This is a genomic window from Epilithonimonas arachidiradicis (assembly GCF_003610695.1).
Lineage (GTDB): Bacteria > Bacteroidota > Bacteroidia > Flavobacteriales > Weeksellaceae > Epilithonimonas > Epilithonimonas arachidiradicis.
The window spans coordinates 675,880-696,191 of sequence record NZ_RAQH01000001.1 but is presented as its reverse complement, the minus strand read 5'-3'; the positions used below and the strand labels follow the sequence as shown (position 1 = coordinate 696,191).

General features: G+C 36.8%; 17 protein-coding genes. 13 read left to right on the top strand and 4 right to left on the bottom strand.

The window, feature by feature from the left end:
• From BXY58_RS03380 to BXY58_RS03370, 3 genes are all read right to left on the bottom strand, one after another.
• Window positions 1-1,125 carry an EpsG family protein gene (locus BXY58_RS03380; protein WP_120212382.1) on the bottom strand — a complete coding sequence of 375 codons (1,125 nt, stop codon included), beginning with the start codon at window positions 1,123-1,125 and terminating at the stop codon, window positions 1-3.
• 88 nt (window positions 1,126-1,213) lie between these two features.
• Window positions 1,214-2,563: a hypothetical protein gene (locus BXY58_RS03375; RefSeq protein WP_120212381.1), complete on the bottom strand. Its 1,350-nt coding sequence runs from the start codon at window positions 2,561-2,563 to the stop codon at window positions 1,214-1,216.
• A 155-nt stretch (window positions 2,564-2,718) separates the two neighbouring features.
• Entirely contained in the window at window positions 2,719-3,807 is a 1,089-nt protein-coding gene (locus BXY58_RS03370) for a glycoside hydrolase family protein (protein ID WP_120212380.1), read from the bottom strand.
• Window positions 3,808-3,974: 167 nt separating this feature from the next.
• Between BXY58_RS03370 and BXY58_RS03365 the strand changes: the two genes are divergently transcribed.
• The 6 genes from BXY58_RS03365 to BXY58_RS03340 all read left to right on the top strand — a co-directional run bounded on the left by BXY58_RS03365 (window position 3,975) and on the right by BXY58_RS03340 (window position 9,121).
• Complete coding sequence (locus BXY58_RS03365) at window positions 3,975-4,451, top strand: hypothetical protein (RefSeq protein ID WP_120212379.1); 477 nt, start codon at window positions 3,975-3,977, stop codon at window positions 4,449-4,451.
• Between the two features lie 328 nt (window positions 4,452-4,779).
• On the top strand, window positions 4,780-5,934 hold the full coding sequence (locus BXY58_RS03360; protein WP_120212378.1) for a hypothetical protein: 1,155 nt from the start codon (window positions 4,780-4,782) through the stop codon (window positions 5,932-5,934).
• Between the two features lie 118 nt (window positions 5,935-6,052).
• The gene (locus BXY58_RS03355; RefSeq protein ID WP_120212377.1) at window positions 6,053-7,087 is read left to right on the top strand and encodes a serine hydrolase domain-containing protein; all 1,035 of its coding nucleotides are present in this window, start codon (window positions 6,053-6,055) and stop codon (window positions 7,085-7,087) included.
• Window positions 7,088-7,111: 24 nt separating this feature from the next.
• Complete coding sequence (locus tag BXY58_RS03350) at window positions 7,112-7,402, top strand: hypothetical protein (protein ID WP_147366794.1); 291 nt, start codon at window positions 7,112-7,114, stop codon at window positions 7,400-7,402.
• A gap of 116 nt (window positions 7,403-7,518) precedes the next feature.
• Window positions 7,519-8,088, top strand: coding sequence for a Crp/Fnr family transcriptional regulator (locus tag BXY58_RS03345; RefSeq protein ID WP_120212375.1), 570 nt, complete (start codon window positions 7,519-7,521; stop codon window positions 8,086-8,088).
• 79 nt (window positions 8,089-8,167) lie between these two features.
• A complete protein-coding gene (locus tag BXY58_RS03340) occupies window positions 8,168-9,121 on the top strand; it encodes an aldo/keto reductase (RefSeq protein WP_120212374.1) in 954 nt (317 codons plus the stop codon).
• A 199-nt stretch (window positions 9,122-9,320) separates the two neighbouring features.
• Here BXY58_RS03340 and topA read toward each other — a convergent pair whose 3' ends face one another.
• Window positions 9,321-11,879, bottom strand: a complete 2,559-nt coding sequence (gene topA, locus BXY58_RS03335) for a type I DNA topoisomerase (protein WP_120212373.1) — start codon at window positions 11,877-11,879, stop codon at window positions 9,321-9,323.
• Between the two features lie 254 nt (window positions 11,880-12,133).
• On the opposite strand from topA, the gene BXY58_RS03330 reads away from it, so the two are divergent.
• From BXY58_RS03330 to darH, 7 genes are all read left to right on the top strand, one after another.
• Entirely contained in the window at window positions 12,134-15,799 is a 3,666-nt protein-coding gene (locus tag BXY58_RS03330) for an MMPL family transporter (protein ID WP_120212372.1), read from the top strand.
• A gap of 32 nt (window positions 15,800-15,831) precedes the next feature.
• On the top strand, window positions 15,832-16,746 hold the full coding sequence (locus tag BXY58_RS03325) for a dialkylrecorsinol condensing enzyme DarA (RefSeq protein WP_120212371.1): 915 nt from the start codon (window positions 15,832-15,834) through the stop codon (window positions 16,744-16,746).
• A 3-nt stretch (window positions 16,747-16,749) separates the two neighbouring features.
• Window positions 16,750-17,889, top strand: coding sequence for a dialkylresorcinol biosynthesis protein DarB (gene darB / locus BXY58_RS03320; RefSeq protein ID WP_120212370.1), 1,140 nt, complete (start codon window positions 16,750-16,752; stop codon window positions 17,887-17,889).
• The gene (locus tag BXY58_RS03315; RefSeq protein ID WP_120212369.1) at window positions 17,889-18,320 is read left to right on the top strand and encodes a hotdog family protein; all 432 of its coding nucleotides are present in this window, start codon (window positions 17,889-17,891) and stop codon (window positions 18,318-18,320) included. The genes darB and BXY58_RS03315 overlap by 1 nt, the downstream gene beginning before the upstream one ends.
• A 143-nt stretch (window positions 18,321-18,463) precedes the next feature.
• A complete protein-coding gene (locus BXY58_RS03310) occupies window positions 18,464-18,907 on the top strand; it encodes a hotdog family protein (RefSeq protein WP_120212368.1) in 444 nt (147 codons plus the stop codon).
• A gap of 2 nt (window positions 18,908-18,909) precedes the next feature.
• Entirely contained in the window at window positions 18,910-19,314 is a 405-nt protein-coding gene (DarG, locus tag BXY58_RS03305; RefSeq protein WP_120212367.1) for a flexirubin biosynthesis protein DarG, read from the top strand.
• 2 nt (window positions 19,315-19,316) lie between these two features.
• Window positions 19,317-20,312: a BtrH-related acyltransferase DarH gene (gene darH / locus BXY58_RS03300; protein WP_120212366.1), complete on the top strand. Its 996-nt coding sequence runs from the start codon at window positions 19,317-19,319 to the stop codon at window positions 20,310-20,312.

The following is a 20,312-nucleotide window of genomic DNA, read 5'->3' as shown; positions in this document are numbered from 1 at the left end:
TTATTGATTGAGCCAGAGAATATTTTGGTATTTTTCGGGTGTAAAACGTCCTGCATTGCCTTGATATTTCACAAAAACAAAATAATAAAATATCATAAATGAAACAAAAAACAGATGAAGCATTCTTTTTACATTAGCATTAATTGAAAAAATCACATTGGTAATAACCAGAGGTGCAAATCCTAAATAAGGACCTACCAGTCTTGTCGAAAACACCGGATTACTTCTCATTATAAAATAAAGACATACCCCGAACACCAGAATATTACGCATATACTCGTAATAATATATTTTCTCGCACGCCTTTTTATCATAATTAATCAAAATAAAGCTGTACATCAGTATCAGTCCATCCATAAAACTGGAAGACTTTGCCTCATAGTTGACATAACCGTTGAAACCGTTTGAAACATCCTGAACATTCAATGTGTTCAGAAAAGTTGAGAAAAGGTTATAAACCTGAAATGGTGAAAGGATGATACAAATCAATATGCTGTAGAACATCCTGCTGGAGTTCATTGGAATCACCGCTAACCAGTAAGCCGGCAAAAATATTATTGCAGATTTGTGAAAACCGAAAGCTAAATAGATACACAACAAGTACCACCAAACCTTTCTCTCTTTGATAAATTTAAAAGACAACACACAGACTGTCATTCCCAAGGCCTGCCTCATATGCCCGCTATCAGCGATAAAATACGCCGGTATCAAAAATAATAGAATCGCAAAAACAGGATATTTAGAATTCTTGGAAAAAAATATAAGTTTACCGCCCAATGTGATAATGGCACTTACTAAAGTGAAAAAATAAAATGGGCCTCGCGTGATATAGACAATTTTATTCAGAAACACGTATAGCCATTCTATATCAAGATTGCTTCCGCGAAAAAACATTTTATCAACAAGCTGAGAATAATTGATGGTTGGAAAATACTCATTATACATTCCCATATATACAGGATAATCTGCTCCAACATAATGCCTGAATCCAACAATGATGATCATGTAAATTCCCAGCAGCCAAATCAGAAACTTAGGCGTACTCTTGTTGCCATAGACTTCGTAAAAGCTATACACAACTAAAAAAACAAAAAGAATCGTAAATACCGGATGTAAGAACGCCATCAAATTCTGTTAAGAGGAATTATATCTAACAAAGATAATTTTATTTTACACATTACATCAAGTAGAAGCGTTATTAAAGACATTCTCTTTACCAATAAAAATTCCCAATCATCTGCATTCCAAACGTTTGAAAAAGACAGAGGTAAAACATGATTTTAAATTGTTCTGAACCAATATTCTTCAACAAAATCAAAAAATAAGGTACCAAAAACAAACAAGCCCTTGCTGTTTCGCCCGTTCCGTAAGCCCCTGTCAAAAGCATTGCTGAGATTGCTGAGATCGCTGAGAAAAACAGGATATTGATATTTCGGTTGTCAAAAACTTCCGTTCCTGATTTTTTTGAGAAAAATATCGCCAGGAATCCAAAAGACAAAAACAGAAAAATTTCGCCAATGTCTTCCAGTCTTGTCATCAGGTAGATAAAAGGTTGATGAAACAATCGGAAGCCATCCGGATTCTCGGATTCTGACGCGAGTAGAAATGTATCTAATTGATCGTAACCTGTTGTTGCATAGATAATCGAAAAAGTCAAAACAAAAACTGCAGCTGTCATCAAACTTAGCCAAACGAAATTCCATTTTCCTTTGATTACAAAATAGAAACTGATACAACCAAGAAATGCAAACAGAAATAATCCCGAAAATGTCAAAAGATTGGTCAGAATCAATCCAGAAGAAATCAATAAAAATGAAACAGAATCGATTTTATGCTGATGAAAAATTCTCGCAAATCCTAACAGGAAAATCAAAGTTGACGTCAACACCAACGCATCAATCGATACCAAGAGATAAATATTAACAGAAGGAATTACCGCCAACAAAAGCAGAGTCCATTTCCTTCTCGTTTCCTCAAAACCGAGGTACACCAAAATCTTATAAAACAATGGAAAGGACAAACTTCCAATCGCAAAAAACACAATTGCCAATGTCTCGATATTAGAAATATTCAGAATCCAATAATGCAAAAGCGTGACAAATGGCGGATGTGTTTTGGTGTGCATCTGGAACTGCTCCAGATTCTTCGCAAAATCCCTTAACCAGATTTGTCCGTCGGTAATGTTAAGAGCATCGGTGTAATACTGTCGGCCTTTCAGATAAAACGGCTGCAGGAAAGCAATATCAAAGTTCCCCTGACTCAGATTACCTAAAATAACGAGAACTATTGCAATTAAAAACAAGAGATAAACATTCAGTTTCTCAGAATATTGGAAAGCGAAAATCCCGACAATCAAAAACAAAAACGCAAACACAAATCCACTCCACAAAAACTGATTAGGATAGATAACCGAAATCGGGAACAAAATCCCTGTCCCGGTGTAACCGCCTTGGCTTTGGTAATAGTAGTTAGCACCAGCCAAAGCCAGCCAGATGACGATTGCTACAAAAAAAATCAGCCAGGGAAAGTTTTTAAGATTCGTCCATTGTAATTTTCCACCCATCAGGAAATGTGTTTTCTTGGTTTTAAGGGCAAAAATATTAATAAAACTTCAGACTGCTGATTAATTTTTTGTGATTTTGGTTAAACACAAAGACACAAAGCACATCACAAAGCACACAAAAATTCATGATGTACTATTTTGTATTTGCTTTAAAACTACTTATTCAGAATCTCAAACACAAAAGTGGTAGAAGTCTCAAACGCCCCACCCTGCGTGGCTCCGAATAAAAACTGGGGCTTCTTACCATCTTTGCTCATCAGAAGCATCGGGCGCTCCAGTCTGCCAAATCGTTTCAGATGTTTGGGAGGCGTTGGTTCTGTGATGTAAGACTTCATATCAAGATAGGCCATCTTTGGTTTTGTCCAGCTAAGTCCATTTTTCGAAGTGAGGTGCAGACCATATTCGTGGTTATAAAATCCCATATCACGGGCTATCAAATGGAACTTCCCATTTTGTTCCCAAACAAAAGCATCTTCCAGTTGTGCATTATTGGGTAAAGCTGAAAAATCGATGACGGGATGTTCTGAAACCTTTTCGTAAGGTCCGGTTGGCGAATCCGATTTTGCTAATCCATATTTTCGGTTGCCCCTCACCGCGCCTTTTTGCGTTTCATACTCGTGGGTGTTCCAGGATTTGTAGAACAGCCAGTATTTACCATCATTCCCTTTTACGAAGGCAGGATTAGTGGTACAATGGTCGTCCCAGGCGCCCGGTTCGCCGGGAAGCAACAGCGGTTCGTCAGGTCTTGTCCAGTTGCCGTCCAGCGTTTTGGAAGTTGCCAATCCAATCCTTTTCGTATTGGTTTTACCATTAGAGTTACCCATAAAAAACAACAGCCACTCGCCATCCACTTTTTTGATCAATGGATTATGGCAAGTCGTAGCATCCCAAAAACCTTCACCTCTCGGACTTAGAATCACTTGTTGATGCTCGAACGGATGAAACGGCGAATCCGCCTCGGCACGGCAAATCTCGGAGCCATTCAGCCAGCCGCCCATCCCTTTTTCCTTCTTCCAACGGGAATAGAAAAGGTGAACCTTACCATCATCTCCCCAGATGGGCGAGCTGCACCAGATGTAGTAGCTGTCCAGAGACAACTGCCGTCCGATAGGCTTCAGATTGAAATAAGGCTTCTCAGAAAAATCAAATCCTCTTGTAAATGAAGAACCAAAAAACACCGCAGCCATTCCCAGTGCTGAGGTTTGGAGAAAATCTTTTCGGCTAAAGTTTTTGGATGTACTCATTCTGTATGATTTTCAGCTAAGTTATAGGAATTGGGTTGAAGAAGTGTCCTGCGGTTTGATGTTTATTAAAGTTCGTAAACAATGCCATTAAATTATTCAACCAACAGCATCATTTCGTATATCAAAATTCATTACATTTGATTGTTTAACAAAAAAAATCACAAACGATGAGCACAAAAAATCAAATCAGCATCGAAATTCCTCAATCTGTTATAGACCAAGTAACAGAAAACCTACAAAACTCCAGAACGCTGCTTGCGCCTTATCTACAAGGATTAACGCCTGAACAAAGAGAAACTATTTTCAAAATGGGAGACAAAACTGTGGCTACTGTGCAAAAAGTGGAAGATTACACAGAAACGAATCCTGAATTTGCACCCAGCTATATGGATCAACCGGAGTTTCACAAAGATGTGGCCGTGGTCAATGGTCTTTCCCCACTTCGCAATTTGGCAAACCAGTTGGAATCAGATCTCAGTGACACTATTATGCTGGCAGGAAATGAAGCTCTTCTCTCTGCTCTCCTATATTACGGGTCTGTAAAAGAAGCATCCAGCAAAGGTGTTGCGACGGCAAAACCAATCTACGAAGACCTCAGCAAGAGATTTTCACGAAAAGGCAACAGACCAGCGCCGAAAGAGTAATCATTTTAAGCTTCAAATTTCAAAAACGATCCTTTTAGGCTCAAAAACCAGCCAAAAAGGGTCGTTTGTCATGCAAAAAGGGTGGATTTCCAGCCCAAAAGGCTCACCAACAAACCAAAAAGGATGGAAAACGATGCAAAAAGGGTGGTTTTTGATGCTAATTGGATGGATGGTGATGCAAAAAGTTGGTTTGTGAGAGTTTTGGGGTGGATTAGTAAATTAAGTAAATGTTATATATAAGAAAATAATCAATGTTTGATTACTAATGTTAAGTAAATTACTAATAATATGCAGTAATTTTAATATGTTAGCTTGAAATTAAATAACTATGTCTATAAAAGAGATAATTGATTTATTTGGTAAAGAAAAAATTTCAGAATGGGTATTAGAGATGCCAAAATTCTACATCTCTCCATCGTCATTTTTTAAAAAGCTATTTGGAAAAAATGACGATGAAAAATTATCGATTTCAATTTTTTACATTTTAATTACAATTGGATTAACATATATATTCTCGAATGACACTTTTAAAAATGTTACGAAAGTTATCATTTTAGAAGTATCAATATTAGTCATTACTTTATTAATTTTAAACACCTCAAGCTATTTAGTATCCAAAATATTTAATTATAGAGTCAAAACATTAAACATTTTTTTATTCTTATTAATTACTAAATTATTCACACTCCCACTTCAAATAACTTTTATCTATTTATTTGAAAAGACAGAAATGTATGAATTACTTTTTATTCATAACACTATACTATCATTATTAATCTTTTTTCTATTCGTATATTCACCTAAATTCTTTTACCCCAATCTTAAGCAAATTATTACAGCGGTGGTAATAAACTTACTCTTATATAATCTTTTTATAATAAGCATCAGCATTTTAAAATTCGACAAGTATCAATATCAATTTGAAAATCCAATTTTTTCAGATAAAATATTCAATGAATTTGACGAAAAACTTGCTCCCCTAGACAGTTTAACTCTTGACATTCCCAAAACAAAATACTTAATTATATTAAGAAATGAGCCTACAATTGTATATTCATTTAGTAATGATTCCTTATCATCAATTTTTTCTAATGCCGTTAGTGAACATAGAAAAAGCATTATGTACGAGACACGCCTGATAGAAAAACTAGCAAAACATAAAGATATTAGAAAGAATTTACGTTTTAAAAGAAACAAAATGCTTTGTGACACTTTGGTTGCATATCTGAAAACGATGGAAAATGATTTTCGTAATCCAGTTGACACTTCTTACACATATATAGTAGACAAAATAACATTAACAACTGAAAATAATAGATATGCTGGGGAAATAAAGCAATTAACAATTAATCCAAAATTGAATACCACATATATTTCTTATTTGAAGAACAAAAATGATTATTATAATTCTGTTACAATATCAAATTACCCCACATATATTGTACAACTAATGTTATTCCCAGCGTTAAAATTAATTCAATAAAGCTATATCCAAACTTACCTCACCGATATCGCGGATTTGCAATCCGTGACTGATACAAAAGCACACATTATAAATCCGCGCTACCCAGTTGCTCGCTACCATTTTATAAACAACCATTATGAATACAAAACTCATTTTTCTTTTCATCCTTTTTAGTCAGACAGTGTTTGGTCAGTTTAGGACTTTTTCGGGTAAAAGCATTAGCAATAAAAAGTTTGACACACTGATAGGCAAAGCGATGGATTCCCTGGGCGTTCACGGGATGTCTATAGCAGTTATCAACAATGGAAAAATTGTTTACTGTAAAGGTTATGGTTTTTCAAACGTAGCGCAATCCGAGAGAGTGGACAATCGAACTTTTTTTGAAGCAGCTTCTTTATCAAAACCTGTATTCGCTTCTTTTGTTTTGACATTAGCCAACGAAAACAAAATTGATTTGAATAAACCTTTGTATGAATATCTGCCACCAACCAATATGATAGATGAACGGTATAAGAAAATAAATGCTGCAATGGTGTTAAGCCATACTACGGGTTTACCAAACTGGAGCGAGTCTGACACCATCAACTTTTTATACAATCCGGGTGAAAAATTTTCTTACTCCGGAGAAGCTTACACCTATCTGGCTAAAGTAATTGCGAAGCAAAACAATTTGACGCTGGAAACACTGGACAATTATTTCCAAAGTGAGCTGGCTAAAAAATTTGGCTTAAAAGATTTTCATTTTATACTCACTCCAACAATTAAAAATAAACTTGCTACAGGATACCAAGATAGTTCTGTGGTTTATGATGACAGAGACAGAAATCGTTTTGACTCTGCCGGCGGTCTTTACGCTAACGCTTCAACGTATGCAAAATTCCTTACTCAACTCATGAAACGAGAGGACCTGTTCAACGATATGTTTGTGCCGAGAATTGATTTAGAAAGCAACGATATAGTAAAAGAAATATTTGGTATTGAAGCCTGGACATCAGGACTTGCAGTGATAAAAATTAAAAACTCAGTCAATTTTTGGCATGGCGGAAATAATCTGGGATTTACATCGTCGTTCATGATTAATCCCGAAAAGAAATTCGGTTACGTCTTTTTTACAAATGCAGACCAATGTAATGGAATGAAAAAAATATTAGAAGATATACTTTGGCAATAAAAACGTTACACCGATGTCGCGGATTTGAAATCCAAGACTTTCATTCTTAACATTAAAATGATAGACAAAAAGAAGTACAAGCTAACGGTTGGTAATACAACCTCTGCAATTGGTTTAATCATCGGTATTTATTTTGTCCTCAATCCTGGCTATGAAGGATGGGGCTACGCCTTTGCTTACGTCATATTTATCGCCTGTACACTTTATTTTTTACTTGACTGGCTACTGCAAAATGTTGTTCCAAAGCATTTTTACATTAATATAACGGAGGTAATCATTGACATATTTATTCTCATCTGGTACTTCAATATGTAAAAAACGCTACGCAAAGTCTCCCGACTTTGTATAAACATCGCCAATCATAGTTTGGACCTCCTCCTTTTTTGCCAAATGACAAATAATTAAAAGGCAACGATTTTTAACTTTGCCTAATGGACACATTTATTGACTATATTTTACAATTTGGCAATCTGAACCAACAACAAATTGACCTGATTACAAGCAAGGCGACAGAGATAGAACTTTGCAAAGACGACTATTATTGGGAAGCAGGAAAAGCAGTTAAACAAATTGGTTTTCTTACGGACGGTGTTCTTCGGGTCTATTATTACAACAACAAAGGCGAAGAAATCACACGCTACTTTATTGACAATAAGCATTTGATTTTATCTGGGAACAACGTTGATGAACTGTATACGCCCTCCGAGTATCTACAAGCAATCACAGATTGCAAAATGGTGGTCTTTAAAAAACAAGACTGGAAAGAGATTTCAGAAACCATTATCGGTTGGGAAACTATTATTCAGAAAATAATCGCCAGACACCACACCGAAAAACTTAAAAGAAGAAGTGATTTAGTTTCACAAGACGCTACCGAACGCTATCTTGACTTTATTGAAAAATTTCCGACGCTTGCCAACCGTATTCCGTTGTCATACATCGCTTCTTATTTAGGTATGACAGCATCATCTTTGAGCAGAATAAGAAAAAATATCCGCTAAATTACTTTTTGCCATTTGGCAAGTGCTTTCGTTTTTTATTGAACAACCTTTGCAGTGTCAAATTTTAAAATCAATAAAAATGAATACAAGAAAATTAGGAAACGGACTGGAAGTATCTGCACTGGGATTTGGATGTATGGGATTAAGTTTTCCCAATGCACCGACAAAAGAAGAAAATATAAAGTTGATCCGTACGGCAGTTGAACAAGGCATCACTTTTTTTGATACGGCACAAGCTTATGGCGAAAACGAACTGCTGGTTGGCGAAGCACTTGAACCATTACGCAAAGAGGTGGCAATCGCAACAAAGTTTGGTTTCAAGGACGGCAACGTAAGAGCTGGCTTGGACAGTCGTCCTGAAAATATAAAAGCAACTGCCGAAGCCTCTTTGAAACGATTGAGAACAGATACAATTGATCTGTTTTATCAGCACAGACCCGACCCGAATGTTCCGATAGAAGATGTTGCAGGAGCGGTAAAAGATTTGATTCAACAAGGAAAGGTAAAACATTTCGGACTTTCAGAAGCCAATGCGGAAACCATTCGCAAAGCTCACGCTGTTTTACCTGTAACAGCTTTGCAAAGCGAGTACTCTATGTTTTGGCGTGAACCTGAAAACGGAATCATTCAGACACTGGAAGAATTGGGCATTGGTTTGGTTTCTTTCAGTCCGTTGGGCAAAGGATTTTTGACAGGAACACTAAAAGAAACGGAATTGAAAATGGGATTTCCCCGCTTCAGCGAAGAAAACAGAGCCACCAATCAGCCATTGGTCGATTTCGTTGCTTCCATTGCGAAAGACAAAAACGTTACACCTGCACAAATTGCATTAAGTTGGTTGCTGGCTCAAAAACCTTTCATTGTTCCGATTCCAGGGACATCAAAATTGCACCGCTTACAAGAAAACATTGGCGCGACAAACATTTCATTGACAAATGACGAATTGAACACAATTAATTCCGCACTGGCGACAATCAAAATCGTAGGCGAACGCTATCCTGCTCAAATACAAAACACTGCAGAAACAAAATAACCTCCAGACAACAGACAGAAAATTGCTTTTACATTGGTTTTGCGCCATACGGGTGACGTGAGGAATCTGTACGGTATAGATCTCTGCCGAATAATAAATAGTAATAGTATGATTGTTGCGGTTCAAATCCAAAAGCAACACAAAAAACCCTTTCAGAGTTTTAAAACTCTGAAAGGGTTAAATATTTATAACAATTAGTTTACTTCTTCTTCGCCGGCGCCTTCTTCGCAGCAGGCTTTTTAGCAGTTGCTGTTTTCTTGGCGACAGGTTTCTTTTTCTCCGCAAAAGCTTTCGGATCTTGGGCGCTGATCCACTTTTTCACCTCATCCAGGGAGATGTCTTTCAATTCGTCGGCTTCATATTTAGAATCATCTTTCTTTTTCGGAATCTTGAAATTCGCTTTTCCAAACTTGATGAATGGTCCCCAACGTCCGTTTTCAATGGCAATTTTTTCTTTTTCCCATTGCTGGATGTAACGGTTGGCTTCTTTGTCCAGCTTGGCATCAATCAGTTCATTGATATCACTTTGGGAAAGATTATCGAAGTCATATCGCTTTGGCACATTCACAAAGATGCTTTGGTATTTGATAAACGGCCCGAATCTTCCCGTTCCTTTGGTCACAGGTTCACCTTTATAAGTCGCGATTGGTGCGTCTGCTTTTTTCTTTTCGTTGATGATCTCTTCTGCTCTTTCCTGGTTCACAGACAATGGATCCTCGCCTTTTGGGATGCTGATAAATGTTTCGCCCCACTTCACATATGGCCCGAATCTTCCCACACCCACAGAAACCGGCTGACCGTCAAACTCCTGAAGGTCAAAAGGCAGCTTGAACAGCTCCAAAGCCTCTTCCAGCGTAATAGTTGCGATATTTTGGTTGGACATCAGTGATGCAAATGTCGGTTTCTCCTCATCATCCTGTTCCCCAATCTGGATCATCGGCCCGAATCTTCCGATTCTGGCGTGGACATTCTTGCCTGTTTTCGGGTCTACACCCAGGATTCGCTCGCCGGTAGCGCGGTCTGCGTTCTCCTCCACATCCTCGATTCTCGGGTGGAACTTGGAGTAGAAATCCGTCATCATCTCCTTCCACTTCTGGTCGCCGTTGGCAATCTCGTCAAAGCCTTCCTCAACGCGTGCCGTGAAGCCGTAGTCCAAGATTTCGGCAAAGTTATCCGTCAGGAAGTCGTTAACTACCTCGCCGATATCCGTCGGCACAAATTTATTCTTATCGCCACCAAACTTCTCTTCGAGGACTTCTTTCTTAACACCGGATTTGCCCAATGTCATCTTGACAATCTCTCTCGTTTGCGGCTCTATTTCTCTTTTATCTACATACTCACGGTTCTGAATAGTCTGGATCGTAGGAGCGTATGTCGAAGGACGGCCGATTCCCAATTCTTCCAATTTCTTGACCAATCCTGCTTCGGTAAATCTCGCAGACGGTCTTGTGAACTTTTCTGTAGCTGTGATTGTTTTATAGTCAAGGATTTCACCAACTTTTACTTTTGGCAACAGCTTTTCGTTGCTTTCATCGTCGTCATCTTCTGTTTTGACAATGCCGTAAGCTTTTAGGAAACCATCAAAAATAATGACTTCTCCCTGCGCTTCAAAATGCTGTGGTAATTTCGGATTCCCGATCTCGATCACTGTTTTCTCGATTTTCGCATTCTCCATTTGAGATGCCAGAGTTCTTCTGTAGATCAGCTGATATAGCTTGTTCAACTGCGCATCACCGATTGATTTTACTGAGAAATCTGTCGGACGGATCGCCTCGTGTGCTTCCTGTGCGGAAGAAGATTTTGTGGTATAATTTCTCGGCTTGGAATAGTTCTCGCCGTATTCTGAAATAATTTGCGCTTTTGCACCATTGATTGCTTCCTGAGAAAGATTCACAGAGTCCGTTCTCATATAAGTGATAAATCCTTCTTCATAAAGTCGCTGTGCCAAACGCATTGTAGTCGTTACGTTGTAACCCAATCTGGAAGAAGCTTCCTGCTGCAAAGTAGACGTTGTAAAAGGTGCAGATGCTGTGCGGGTCCCCGGTTTGGTTTCCACGTTTAGAACTTTGAAGTCTGTCGTTTTGGATTCTTCCAGGAACTTCTCGGCGTCCGATTCTTTTTCGAAATCCTTTTTAAGCTTGGCCGCAATCTCCTGTTTCCCGTCATTCAGGAAAATCCCTTCCACTTTGAAGCTTGGCTTCGGTACAAATTCACGGATCTCTTTTTCTCTCTCTACAATTAATCTCACCGCCACCGACTGGACTCTACCTGCCGACAATCCGGTTTTTACTTTTTTCCAAAGCACCGGCGACATCTCGAAACCAACAATTCTGTCCAAAACTCTTCTGGCCTGTTGTGCGTTAACCAAGTTTTGATCAATATCTCTCGGATTTTCAATCGCTTTGAGGATCGCATTTTTGGTAATCTCGTGGAAGACAATTCTTTTTCTGTTCTCGGGCTTCAGCTTTAATTCCTCTGCCAAATGCCAAGCAATCGCTTCTCCCTCGCGGTCTTCATCGGAAGCCAGCCAAACCATTTCAGCCCCTTTGACAGCGCTCTTTAGTTCCGCTACCAGCTTCTTTTTGTCAGCAGAAACTTCATAGTCGGGCGTGAAATTGGATAAATCAATTCCCATCCCTTTTTTAGGCAAATCGCGGATGTGTCCAAAGCTGGACTTGACCTCGTAATCCTTACCTAAATACTTCTGAATCGTTTTTGCTTTTGCCGGAGACTCGACGATGACTAAATTTTTTGGCATCCTAGAAAAATTTTTGCAAAAGTAGCAGTTTTTTTATTACCAATCATTTTAAGAATCATTTCTCTTGTCTATACCTTATATATATTATTGATTTTATAATATTTTTTAAACTCAGGATTCTAACTTTTTTACTAAATTCGCAGACTCAATTTGACAAAAACATCAGTTTTATCTATTGAAAATGAATAAGTTCTAAGAATAACAAAAAAAACTTTAACCTTATCAAACTGCAGAACTATTGCAGTCTAATCAAAATGCATCGTCTTTTCATTTATTTATATTATCTGATTGTCAAGAACCGGCTCATTTCCATCGCAGCAGCATTGGGAATCCTTGTCATTTGTGGATTTTTTGCTTCTAAAATTAATTTTGAAGAAGACATCAATCAGATTATTCCGAAAAACGACAAATCTGATTTGACAGCAAAAGTTCTAAAGCAATTGAACTTTTCAGACAAAATCATTGTCATCATTGAGAACAAATCGAAAGATGATAATTTCCAGCTTTCAGAAACTGCAGATACTTTTTTACATAAAATCGAACCTTTACAAAAATACATCAGTTCGGTTCAGGGAAAAGTAAATGACAACGAAATTTCCGAAACTTTTGATTTTGTCAATCAGAATCTGCCTTTATTTCTGGATGAAAACGATTATCAGGAAATTGAAAGAAAACTTAACAAAGACAGTATTGCAAAACAGGTAGAGAACAATTATGTTTCGCTGGTTTCGCCAACAAGTTTAGTCACCAAAGAATTTATCAAAAAAGATCCTCTCGGAATCACTTTTCTCGGAATCAAAAAACTCAACGCTCTAAATATCGGTAAAGATTTCAAGCTGGAAGACAATTACATTGTTACCAAAGACGGCAAAAACCTCCTGCTCTTCATCGATCCTAAAAATAAAAGCAACGACACGAAAAACAACGAAGTTTTCGTCAATCATTTAAATGAAATTAAAGACAACCTCAACAAAGAATTCAAAGGAAAAACTGAAATCAGCTATTTTGGTTCGCCGGTAATTGCGGTTGCCAATGCCCAACAAATCAAAAAAGATATTCAGAATACGGTTATTATTTCGATGACGGTTCTGTTGATTTTGCTGATGTATTACTTCAGGAATTTCTTTACACCACTCATTGTTTTTTTACCGACTGTTTTTGCCGTTTTCATTTCACTGATGATTTTATACTTTATTAAAGATAAAATCTCAGCAATTTCACTCAGCGTCGGAGCAATTTTAATTGGAATTACCATCGATTATGCCCTTCATATTTTAACGCATTACAAGCACAATAACAATATTGAAGAGCTTTACAAGGAAATTACACAACCGATTATTCTGAGCAGCGCAACAACGGCGGTTTCATTTTTGTGCTTGGTTTTCGTCCGCTCAGAAGCGTTGAAAGATCTCGGACTTTTCGCTGCGATTACAGTTTTCCTGTCGTCTTTTACCGCTTTGATCATTGTTCCACAACTGTATCATCCGAAAGAACAATCCGATAAAGTTAGCACGAATTTCATCGATAAAATCGGAAATTACCCTTACGAAAAGAACAAACCGTTGATTATTGGTTGTTCAATTATGATAATTGCGTGTCTTTTTGGTTTCCGTCACGTTGGTTTTAATGAAGACATTGGTGATTTAAATTACATTCCAAAAGATTTGAAAATCAGCGAAGCGAAACTTGAAAAATTATCAGACCTTACTTCAAAATCGATTTACACGATTTCTTATGGAAATTCTGAAAATGAAGCTTTGGCGAGAAACTCTCAGCTGAGCCGGTTTTTGGAAAAAGAAAAGCAGGAAGGAAAAATCCTAAGCTATAATTCGCTTGGAAATGTTGTTTTATCGAAAGAAGACCAACAAAAAAAGTTTGAAAAATGGAATCAGTTCTGGAATCAGAACAAAAAAAATCAGACAATCTCTGAATTGGCTCAAAATGGGAATAAATTCGGATTCAATGCTTCTGCTTTCGATCAGTTTAATGAAAATTTAAATAAATCATATTCAACTTTAAGTTTAAGAGATTACGAAAAAATTAAAGCACTTCAAATCTCAGAATTCCTAAGCAACGAAAATGGATTTTACACCGTTTCGAATGTGGTGAAAGTGGACGAAAAGAAACGCGATGCTTTCATCAAAGATGTTGAAAAAAATCACGATGCTTTGGCAATCGACCGCCAACAGATGAACGAGAACTTTTTAGGTTTACTTAAAAATGATTTTAATACGCTAATCAATTACTCACTTTTAGCCATTATTCTTACGATTATTGTTTTCTTCAGAAATTTCGAATTGTCTGTTTTAACGATGTTTCCGATTGTTTTAACGGGAGTTGTGACTGCAGGAATTTTGTATTTTCTTGGATTAGAATTAAATATTTTCAGCACCGTTGTCTGCACTTTGGTTTTCGGAGTCGGAGATGATTTCAGCATTTTCCTTACAAAAGCAATGCAGAAAGAACATACAACCGGTAAAAACGAACTTCCAACATACAGAATTTCGATTATTTTGGCAGTTTTCACAACGATTTTATCCATCGGTTCTTTGATTTTTGCGAAACATCCGGCTTTACATTCTTTGGCTTTAGTCGCTTTAATCGGAATGTTTTCTGTGATTGTGATTACCTCAACCTTATATCCGTTTTGGTTTAGATTTTTAATTATCAACCGACAGAAAAAAGGTTTGTCGCCGATTACTTTCAGATTGTTTTTAAATTCTGTGCTATCATTTATATATTACGGCTTAGGCGGATTTTTATTTTCGGTCTTCGGAAGTATTTTTGTGAAGAATGCAAAAGGCAACACTTTGATTTTCATTAAAAAATTCATTGCAAAGTTTCTTGCTTCGGTTTTATACACCAATCCTTTTGTTAAGAAAACTGTTATCAGAAATCCGAATGAAGACTTTAGCAAACCTTCTATTATTATTGCTAATCACACATCGTTTCTTGACACATTAGCAATGGCAATGACGACTCACAAAATCGTTTACCTTGTTAATGATTGGGTTTATGAATCTCCAGTTTTCGGAAAATTGGTGAAGGCTTTAGGCTTCTATCCCGTTTCTCAAGGCATCGAAAATGGAATGGATAAACTGAAGGAAAAAGTGAAAAATGGCTATTCACTAATGGTTTTTCCGGAAGCGAAACGCTCTTTCGACAATGATGTTAAAAGATTTCACAAAGGCGCTTTTTATCTTGCAGAGCAATTTGATTTGGACATTGTTCCGGTCTACATTCACGGAAATTCCGAAGTGCTTCCGAAAGGAGATTTCATCATTTATGACGGCGCTATTACGATAAAAGTTGGTGATAGAATTAGTAAAAATGATTTGAGTTTTGGGAAAAATTATTCTGAAAGAACGAAGAAAATCAACGCATTGTTCAGAGAAAAATTTTCTGAATTGAGAACAGATTTGGAAGATGAAAATTACTTCAGAAAGAAATTATTTTTAAGTTTCCTTTACAAAGAAAATGAAGTTGTAAAGGAAATCAAACGAGATTTTGAAGCGAATAAATCGGTTTATTTTGAACTGGACAAACATATTTCAAAAGAAGCAGTGATTCTACACATTTCAGATGACTTTGGTCAAAAAGATGTTCTTTTAAGTCTTTATCATGCAAGCAGAAAGATTTTCAGCTTTATCAGTAATGAGGAAAAGCGAGAAGTTGCCGAACAGAGTTATGTTGTCAAAACAAGAAAAATCAATTACATCAAAAACATTTCTGAGGTCAATAAAAACATTGATGTACTTTTGATTTCCGATGACCACTTCGATCTTTCAAAAATTGTTGATTTTCCGGAAACTGTTATTTTATTAAAAACAAAAGCATTATTGTTCTCTAATGAGAATTATTCTTTAATATTTGACTCAAACACCATAAAAGTTTACAAAAAAAATGAGAATAAGGGCTAAATATCATAGTTTTGTATAAAACCATTTTTTTAATGCCTAAAAAAATTCTTGTCATATACTATTCACAAACCGGACAACTGAAGGATATTGTGAAGAATATAGCTCAGCCTTTTGAGGAAAAAAAAGACGAATACAGTGTCACTTATTACAACATCCAGCTCAAAAAGGATTTCCCTTTTCCGTGGCCAAGTGATGTTTTTTTCAATACATTTCCGGAGTCTTATCTGCAAATCCCAAGCGAAATCCTTCCACCACCCGAAGATGTTATTAATCAAAAATTTGATTTGATTCTTTTCGGCTATCAGGTTTGGTATTTAACACCTTCTATTCCGATTATTTCGTTTCTGAAAAGCGGTTATGCAGAAAACATCCTGAAAGATACTCCTGTTGTTACAATCTCAGGAACCAGGAATATGTGGATGCTTTCTCAGGAAAAACTGAAAGTCTATCTGCGTGATTTAAAGGCTCAACTGGTCGGAAATATTGCATTAGTTGACAGACACGACAACTACACAAGCGTTCTTACAATCTTGCGTTGGCTAACAACTGGACAAAAAGAAAAATCCGGAATTTTACCTGCTGCGGGAATTTCTGACGAAGAAATTGCCGGTTCTGTAAAGTATGGTAAGATTATTGAAGGGCATTTGCGCGAAAATAACTTTAAGGATCTTCAGCCCGATCTGGTCAAAAACGGAGCGGTAGAAATAAGACCTTTTTTGGTAAGAGTAGAGAAAGTCGGTAACAAAATTTTCACCGTATGGTCCAATCTGATTATCAAGAAAAAAGAAAAGCGTCCTTTGCTGATAAAATTCTTTAAGGTATATTTGATGGCAGCGATCTGGATTATTTCACCCATAGTTTTGGTCCCACATATCCTTATGACACCAATATTGTGGTTTAAAAGAAAAAAACAAAGAGAATATTTACAAGGAATTAATTTAAAATAAAAAATGAGTAACGTTTATATCACCAAATCTTCTACATACCTACCAAACGAACCGATAGTCAATGACGATATGGAAAGCTATCTTGGTTTGGTAAACAATACACCTTCTAAAGCAAGGGCACTGATTTTGAGAAATAATCAAATCAAAACCAGATATTATGCGCTTGACAAAAACGGACAACCCACTCATACCAATGCTCAGATTACAGCTAATGCAATTAACGGACTTTTTGATGAGAATTTCAAAAAAGAAGATATGGAACTGTTATCTTGCGGAACAACGTCTGCAGACCAAATACAGCCGTCTCACGCATCTATGGTTCACGGTGAATTGGGTATGAACAAATCCGTTGAGATCAATACATCAATGGGACTTTGCAACTCTGGGATGAACGCGCTTAATTACGGTTTCCTGTCTGTAAAAGCAGGTGTTAAAAATAACGCTGTTTGCGTAGGCTCTGAGAGATTTTCTTCTTGGATGACAGCGGACAAATTTGATCACGAAGCAGAAAACCTGAAGCTTTTGGAAGAAAGACCAATCGTAGCATTCAAAAGAGAGTTTCTGAGATGGATGCTTTCTGACGGTGCTGGTGCATTCTTATTAGAAAACAAACCAAGAGAAAACCAGACTTCTTTAAGAATCGAATGGATCGATTTCTATTCTTACGCTCACGAGATCGAAGCTTGTATGTACTCCGGGTGTGAAAAACAGGAAGATGGAAGTCTAAAATCTTGGGCAGATTATCCTTCTGACGAGTGGTTAAAGCAATCAATTTTCGCTTTGAAACAAGACACAAAAATTTTGGATCAATATATTCTTGTAAAAGGAGCGCAAAGTTTGAGAACGTCTTTTGATAAACACGAGTTGGATCCGGAATCTGTAGATCACGTATTGGCGCACATTTCTTCCGGTTATTTTAAAGACGGATTGAAGCAAGAATTTGCCAATGTAGGTTTAGATTTTCCTTGGGAAAAATGGTTCTATAATCTTTCTGAAGTTGGAAACATCGGTGCTGGATCCATCTTTATTGCTGTAGAACAATTGATGAATTCCGGAAAACTGAAAAAAGGAGAAAAAATCCTTCTTTGTGTTCCGGAAAGTGGAAGATTTGCTTATTCTTGTGCATTATTGACGGTTTGTTAATGGAAATCAAGTTACCAAACTCTGACAAAGATTTTATAGAAAGTCTGATTCCGCAAAAGTTTCCTTTTGTAATGGTAAGCGGACTCTTGGAATATTCGGAAAATCATTTGATTTCCGAATTTGTCATTAAAGAAGACAATATTTTTGTTAATGAAAACACATTTCAAGCCTCTGGTTTGATTGAACATCAGGCGCAGAGTGTTGCTTTGCATACAGGTTACAAATATTTTCTTTTAGGCAAAGAATCTCCGACAGGTTACATCGGCGCTATCAAATCTTTTGAAGCTGAAAGTTTACCTCAAACTGGAGATGTATTGAAATCAGAAGTAACTATCATTAATGAAATGATGGGCGTAACTCTGGTAGAGATCATTACAAAAATCAATGATAAAGTGATTGCAAAATCGCAGATGAAAACCGTTGTGAAATAATTAAAAAATAAACCACAAAAGTCACAAAAGAAAAAGTAATTATCTAGGTTCAGAAAAAATAGTTTTAAGATGATAATCTTTTTGAACTTTTTGAAATAAAAAAATGGCTAAAACTTTTGTGACTTTTGTGGTTAAAATAAAATATGGAACTGAAGACTGAAAACTTAATCAACATCCACAATTTTCTGCCGCATCGCAAACCAATGCTGATGACAGATTACATTTTGGAATTGACGGAAGAAAAAGTCATCACATCATTTAAAATTACCGAAGACAATATTTTTGTTTCTGATAATGACTTTGTTGAAGCTGGATTAATAGAAAACTTGGCGCAAACGTGTTCATCGATCCTCGGACAAAGTTTTTTCCAGAATCCGAATATTGAGACAAAAGTAATCGGTTTCATTACGAATATCAAAAAAATAGAGATTTTCGCATTGCCAAAAGTGGATGATATCATCATCTCAAAAGCATCATTAATCTCTCAATTTGAAAACATCTGCAACATTTTTTGCGAAACTTTTCTTGATGATGAAATATTAATCAGAGCTGAAATTAATTTGTTTATTCAGGAAATAAAACAATAACGATGAAAAAACAGGATATTCCCCAGGACGAAAGTAATTTGCAGTCTGCAAATATGACCGAAGTGTTATATGTGACGGATGAAAATAACAATTACACCACAGCTCAAAGCATTGGTTGGGAAGCTAAAAAAGCGGCGTTGGACGAATCAATGGAATTGATTTACGAGCGTATCGCAGAAGCTAAACAGAATGTTGCAAATGGAATCGTAAGTCCCATCATCTATTTTATGGAACTTAATAAAATGGATCTACAGGTTCTTGCAGCCTATGTTGACAAATGGCAATGGACTGTGAAAAGACACGCAAAACCAAACATTTTTAAAAAACTCAGCGATTCTACCCTGAAAAAATATGCAGATGCATTCGGAATTTCAGTAGACGAACTAAAAAACTTCGACGGTAAATAACAATGAAGATCAACTTTGAACACCATCAGACCGCACATTGCGAAAACGGTGTTGCCTCCAATCTATTACTCAACAAAGGTTTAAAACTCAGCGAACCAATGATTTTCGGAATCGGTTCAGGATTGTTTTTCGTGTATTTACCTTTCCTGAAAGTGAATTTTGCGCCGGGATTCAGCTACCGTCCAATGCCGGGTGCGATTTTCAGCAAAGCCGCAAAAAGACTGGGAATTAAAATCAAGAGACAAAAATTCTCCAATCCAAAAGATGCGCAAACTGCTTTAGAGAAAAATTTAGAACAAAATATCCCGACAGGTTTACAAGTTGGCGTTTTCAACCTGACTTATTTCCCTGAAGAATATAAATTCCATTTTAACGCTCATAATCTTGTCGTTTACGGAAAAGAAAACGGAAGATTTTTAATCAGCGATCCTGTAATGGATTTCGCAACTTCCCTTTCAGAAGCCGAATTGGAAAAAGTTCGATACGCAAAAGGCGCACTTCCACCGAAAGGTCATATGTATTTCCCGACGTACATTCCAGAAACTGTAAATTTGGAAGAAGCGATAAAAAAAGGAATTAAAGACACCTGCACAAATATGTTAGCTCCCGTTCCTTTAATCGGAGTAAAAGCAATGCGTTGGGTGGCAAAAAGCATCCCGAAATGGGCGGATAAAAAGGGAACAAAAGTGACCAACCATTATCTTGGACAACTCATCAGAATGCAGGAAGAGATTGGAACTGGCGGTGGCGGATTCAGATTTATTTACGGCGCTTTTTTACAGGAAGCTGCTGTGATTCTAAAAAATGACGAGTTGAAAGAATTATCCAAAGAAATTACCGCAATTGGTGACCTTTGGAGAGATTTTGCCGTGGATATTGCAAGAGTTTATAAAAACAGAAATTCGAAAAGCGACATTTACAATCAGCTTTCAAAATCGATGTTACATATTGCTGATTTGGAAGAGGCTTTTTATAAAAAACTGAGAAAAGCAATCTAG

What these genes read in the sequence shown, in the direction of transcription:
- BXY58_RS03380 (WP_120212382.1), bottom strand. Translation starts at nt 1,125, where the DNA reads ATGGCGTTCTTACATCCGGTATTTACGATTCTTTTTGTTTTTTTAGTT.
- BXY58_RS03375 (WP_120212381.1), bottom strand. Translation starts at nt 2,563, where the DNA reads ATGGGTGGAAAATTACAATGGACGAATCTTAAAAACTTTCCCTGGCTG.
- BXY58_RS03370 (WP_120212380.1), bottom strand. Translation starts at nt 3,807, where the DNA reads ATGAGTACATCCAAAAACTTTAGCCGAAAAGATTTTCTCCAAACCTCA.
- BXY58_RS03365 (WP_120212379.1), top strand. Translation starts at nt 3,975, where the DNA reads ATGAGCACAAAAAATCAAATCAGCATCGAAATTCCTCAATCTGTTATA.
- BXY58_RS03360 (WP_120212378.1), top strand. Translation starts at nt 4,780, where the DNA reads ATGTCTATAAAAGAGATAATTGATTTATTTGGTAAAGAAAAAATTTCA.
- BXY58_RS03355 (WP_120212377.1), top strand. Translation starts at nt 6,053, where the DNA reads ATGAATACAAAACTCATTTTTCTTTTCATCCTTTTTAGTCAGACAGTG.
- BXY58_RS03345 (WP_120212375.1), top strand. Translation starts at nt 7,519, where the DNA reads ATGGACACATTTATTGACTATATTTTACAATTTGGCAATCTGAACCAA.
- BXY58_RS03340 (WP_120212374.1), top strand. Translation starts at nt 8,168, where the DNA reads ATGAATACAAGAAAATTAGGAAACGGACTGGAAGTATCTGCACTGGGA.
- topA (WP_120212373.1), bottom strand. Translation starts at nt 11,879, where the DNA reads ATGCCAAAAAATTTAGTCATCGTCGAGTCTCCGGCAAAAGCAAAAACG.
- BXY58_RS03330 (WP_120212372.1), top strand. Translation starts at nt 12,134, where the DNA reads ATGCATCGTCTTTTCATTTATTTATATTATCTGATTGTCAAGAACCGG.
- BXY58_RS03325 (WP_120212371.1), top strand. Translation starts at nt 15,832, where the DNA reads ATGCCTAAAAAAATTCTTGTCATATACTATTCACAAACCGGACAACTG.
- darB (WP_120212370.1), top strand. Translation starts at nt 16,750, where the DNA reads ATGAGTAACGTTTATATCACCAAATCTTCTACATACCTACCAAACGAA.
- BXY58_RS03315 (WP_120212369.1), top strand. Translation starts at nt 17,889, where the DNA reads ATGGAAATCAAGTTACCAAACTCTGACAAAGATTTTATAGAAAGTCTG.
- BXY58_RS03310 (WP_120212368.1), top strand. Translation starts at nt 18,464, where the DNA reads ATGGAACTGAAGACTGAAAACTTAATCAACATCCACAATTTTCTGCCG.
- DarG (WP_120212367.1), top strand. Translation starts at nt 18,910, where the DNA reads ATGAAAAAACAGGATATTCCCCAGGACGAAAGTAATTTGCAGTCTGCA.
- darH (WP_120212366.1), top strand. Translation starts at nt 19,317, where the DNA reads ATGAAGATCAACTTTGAACACCATCAGACCGCACATTGCGAAAACGGT.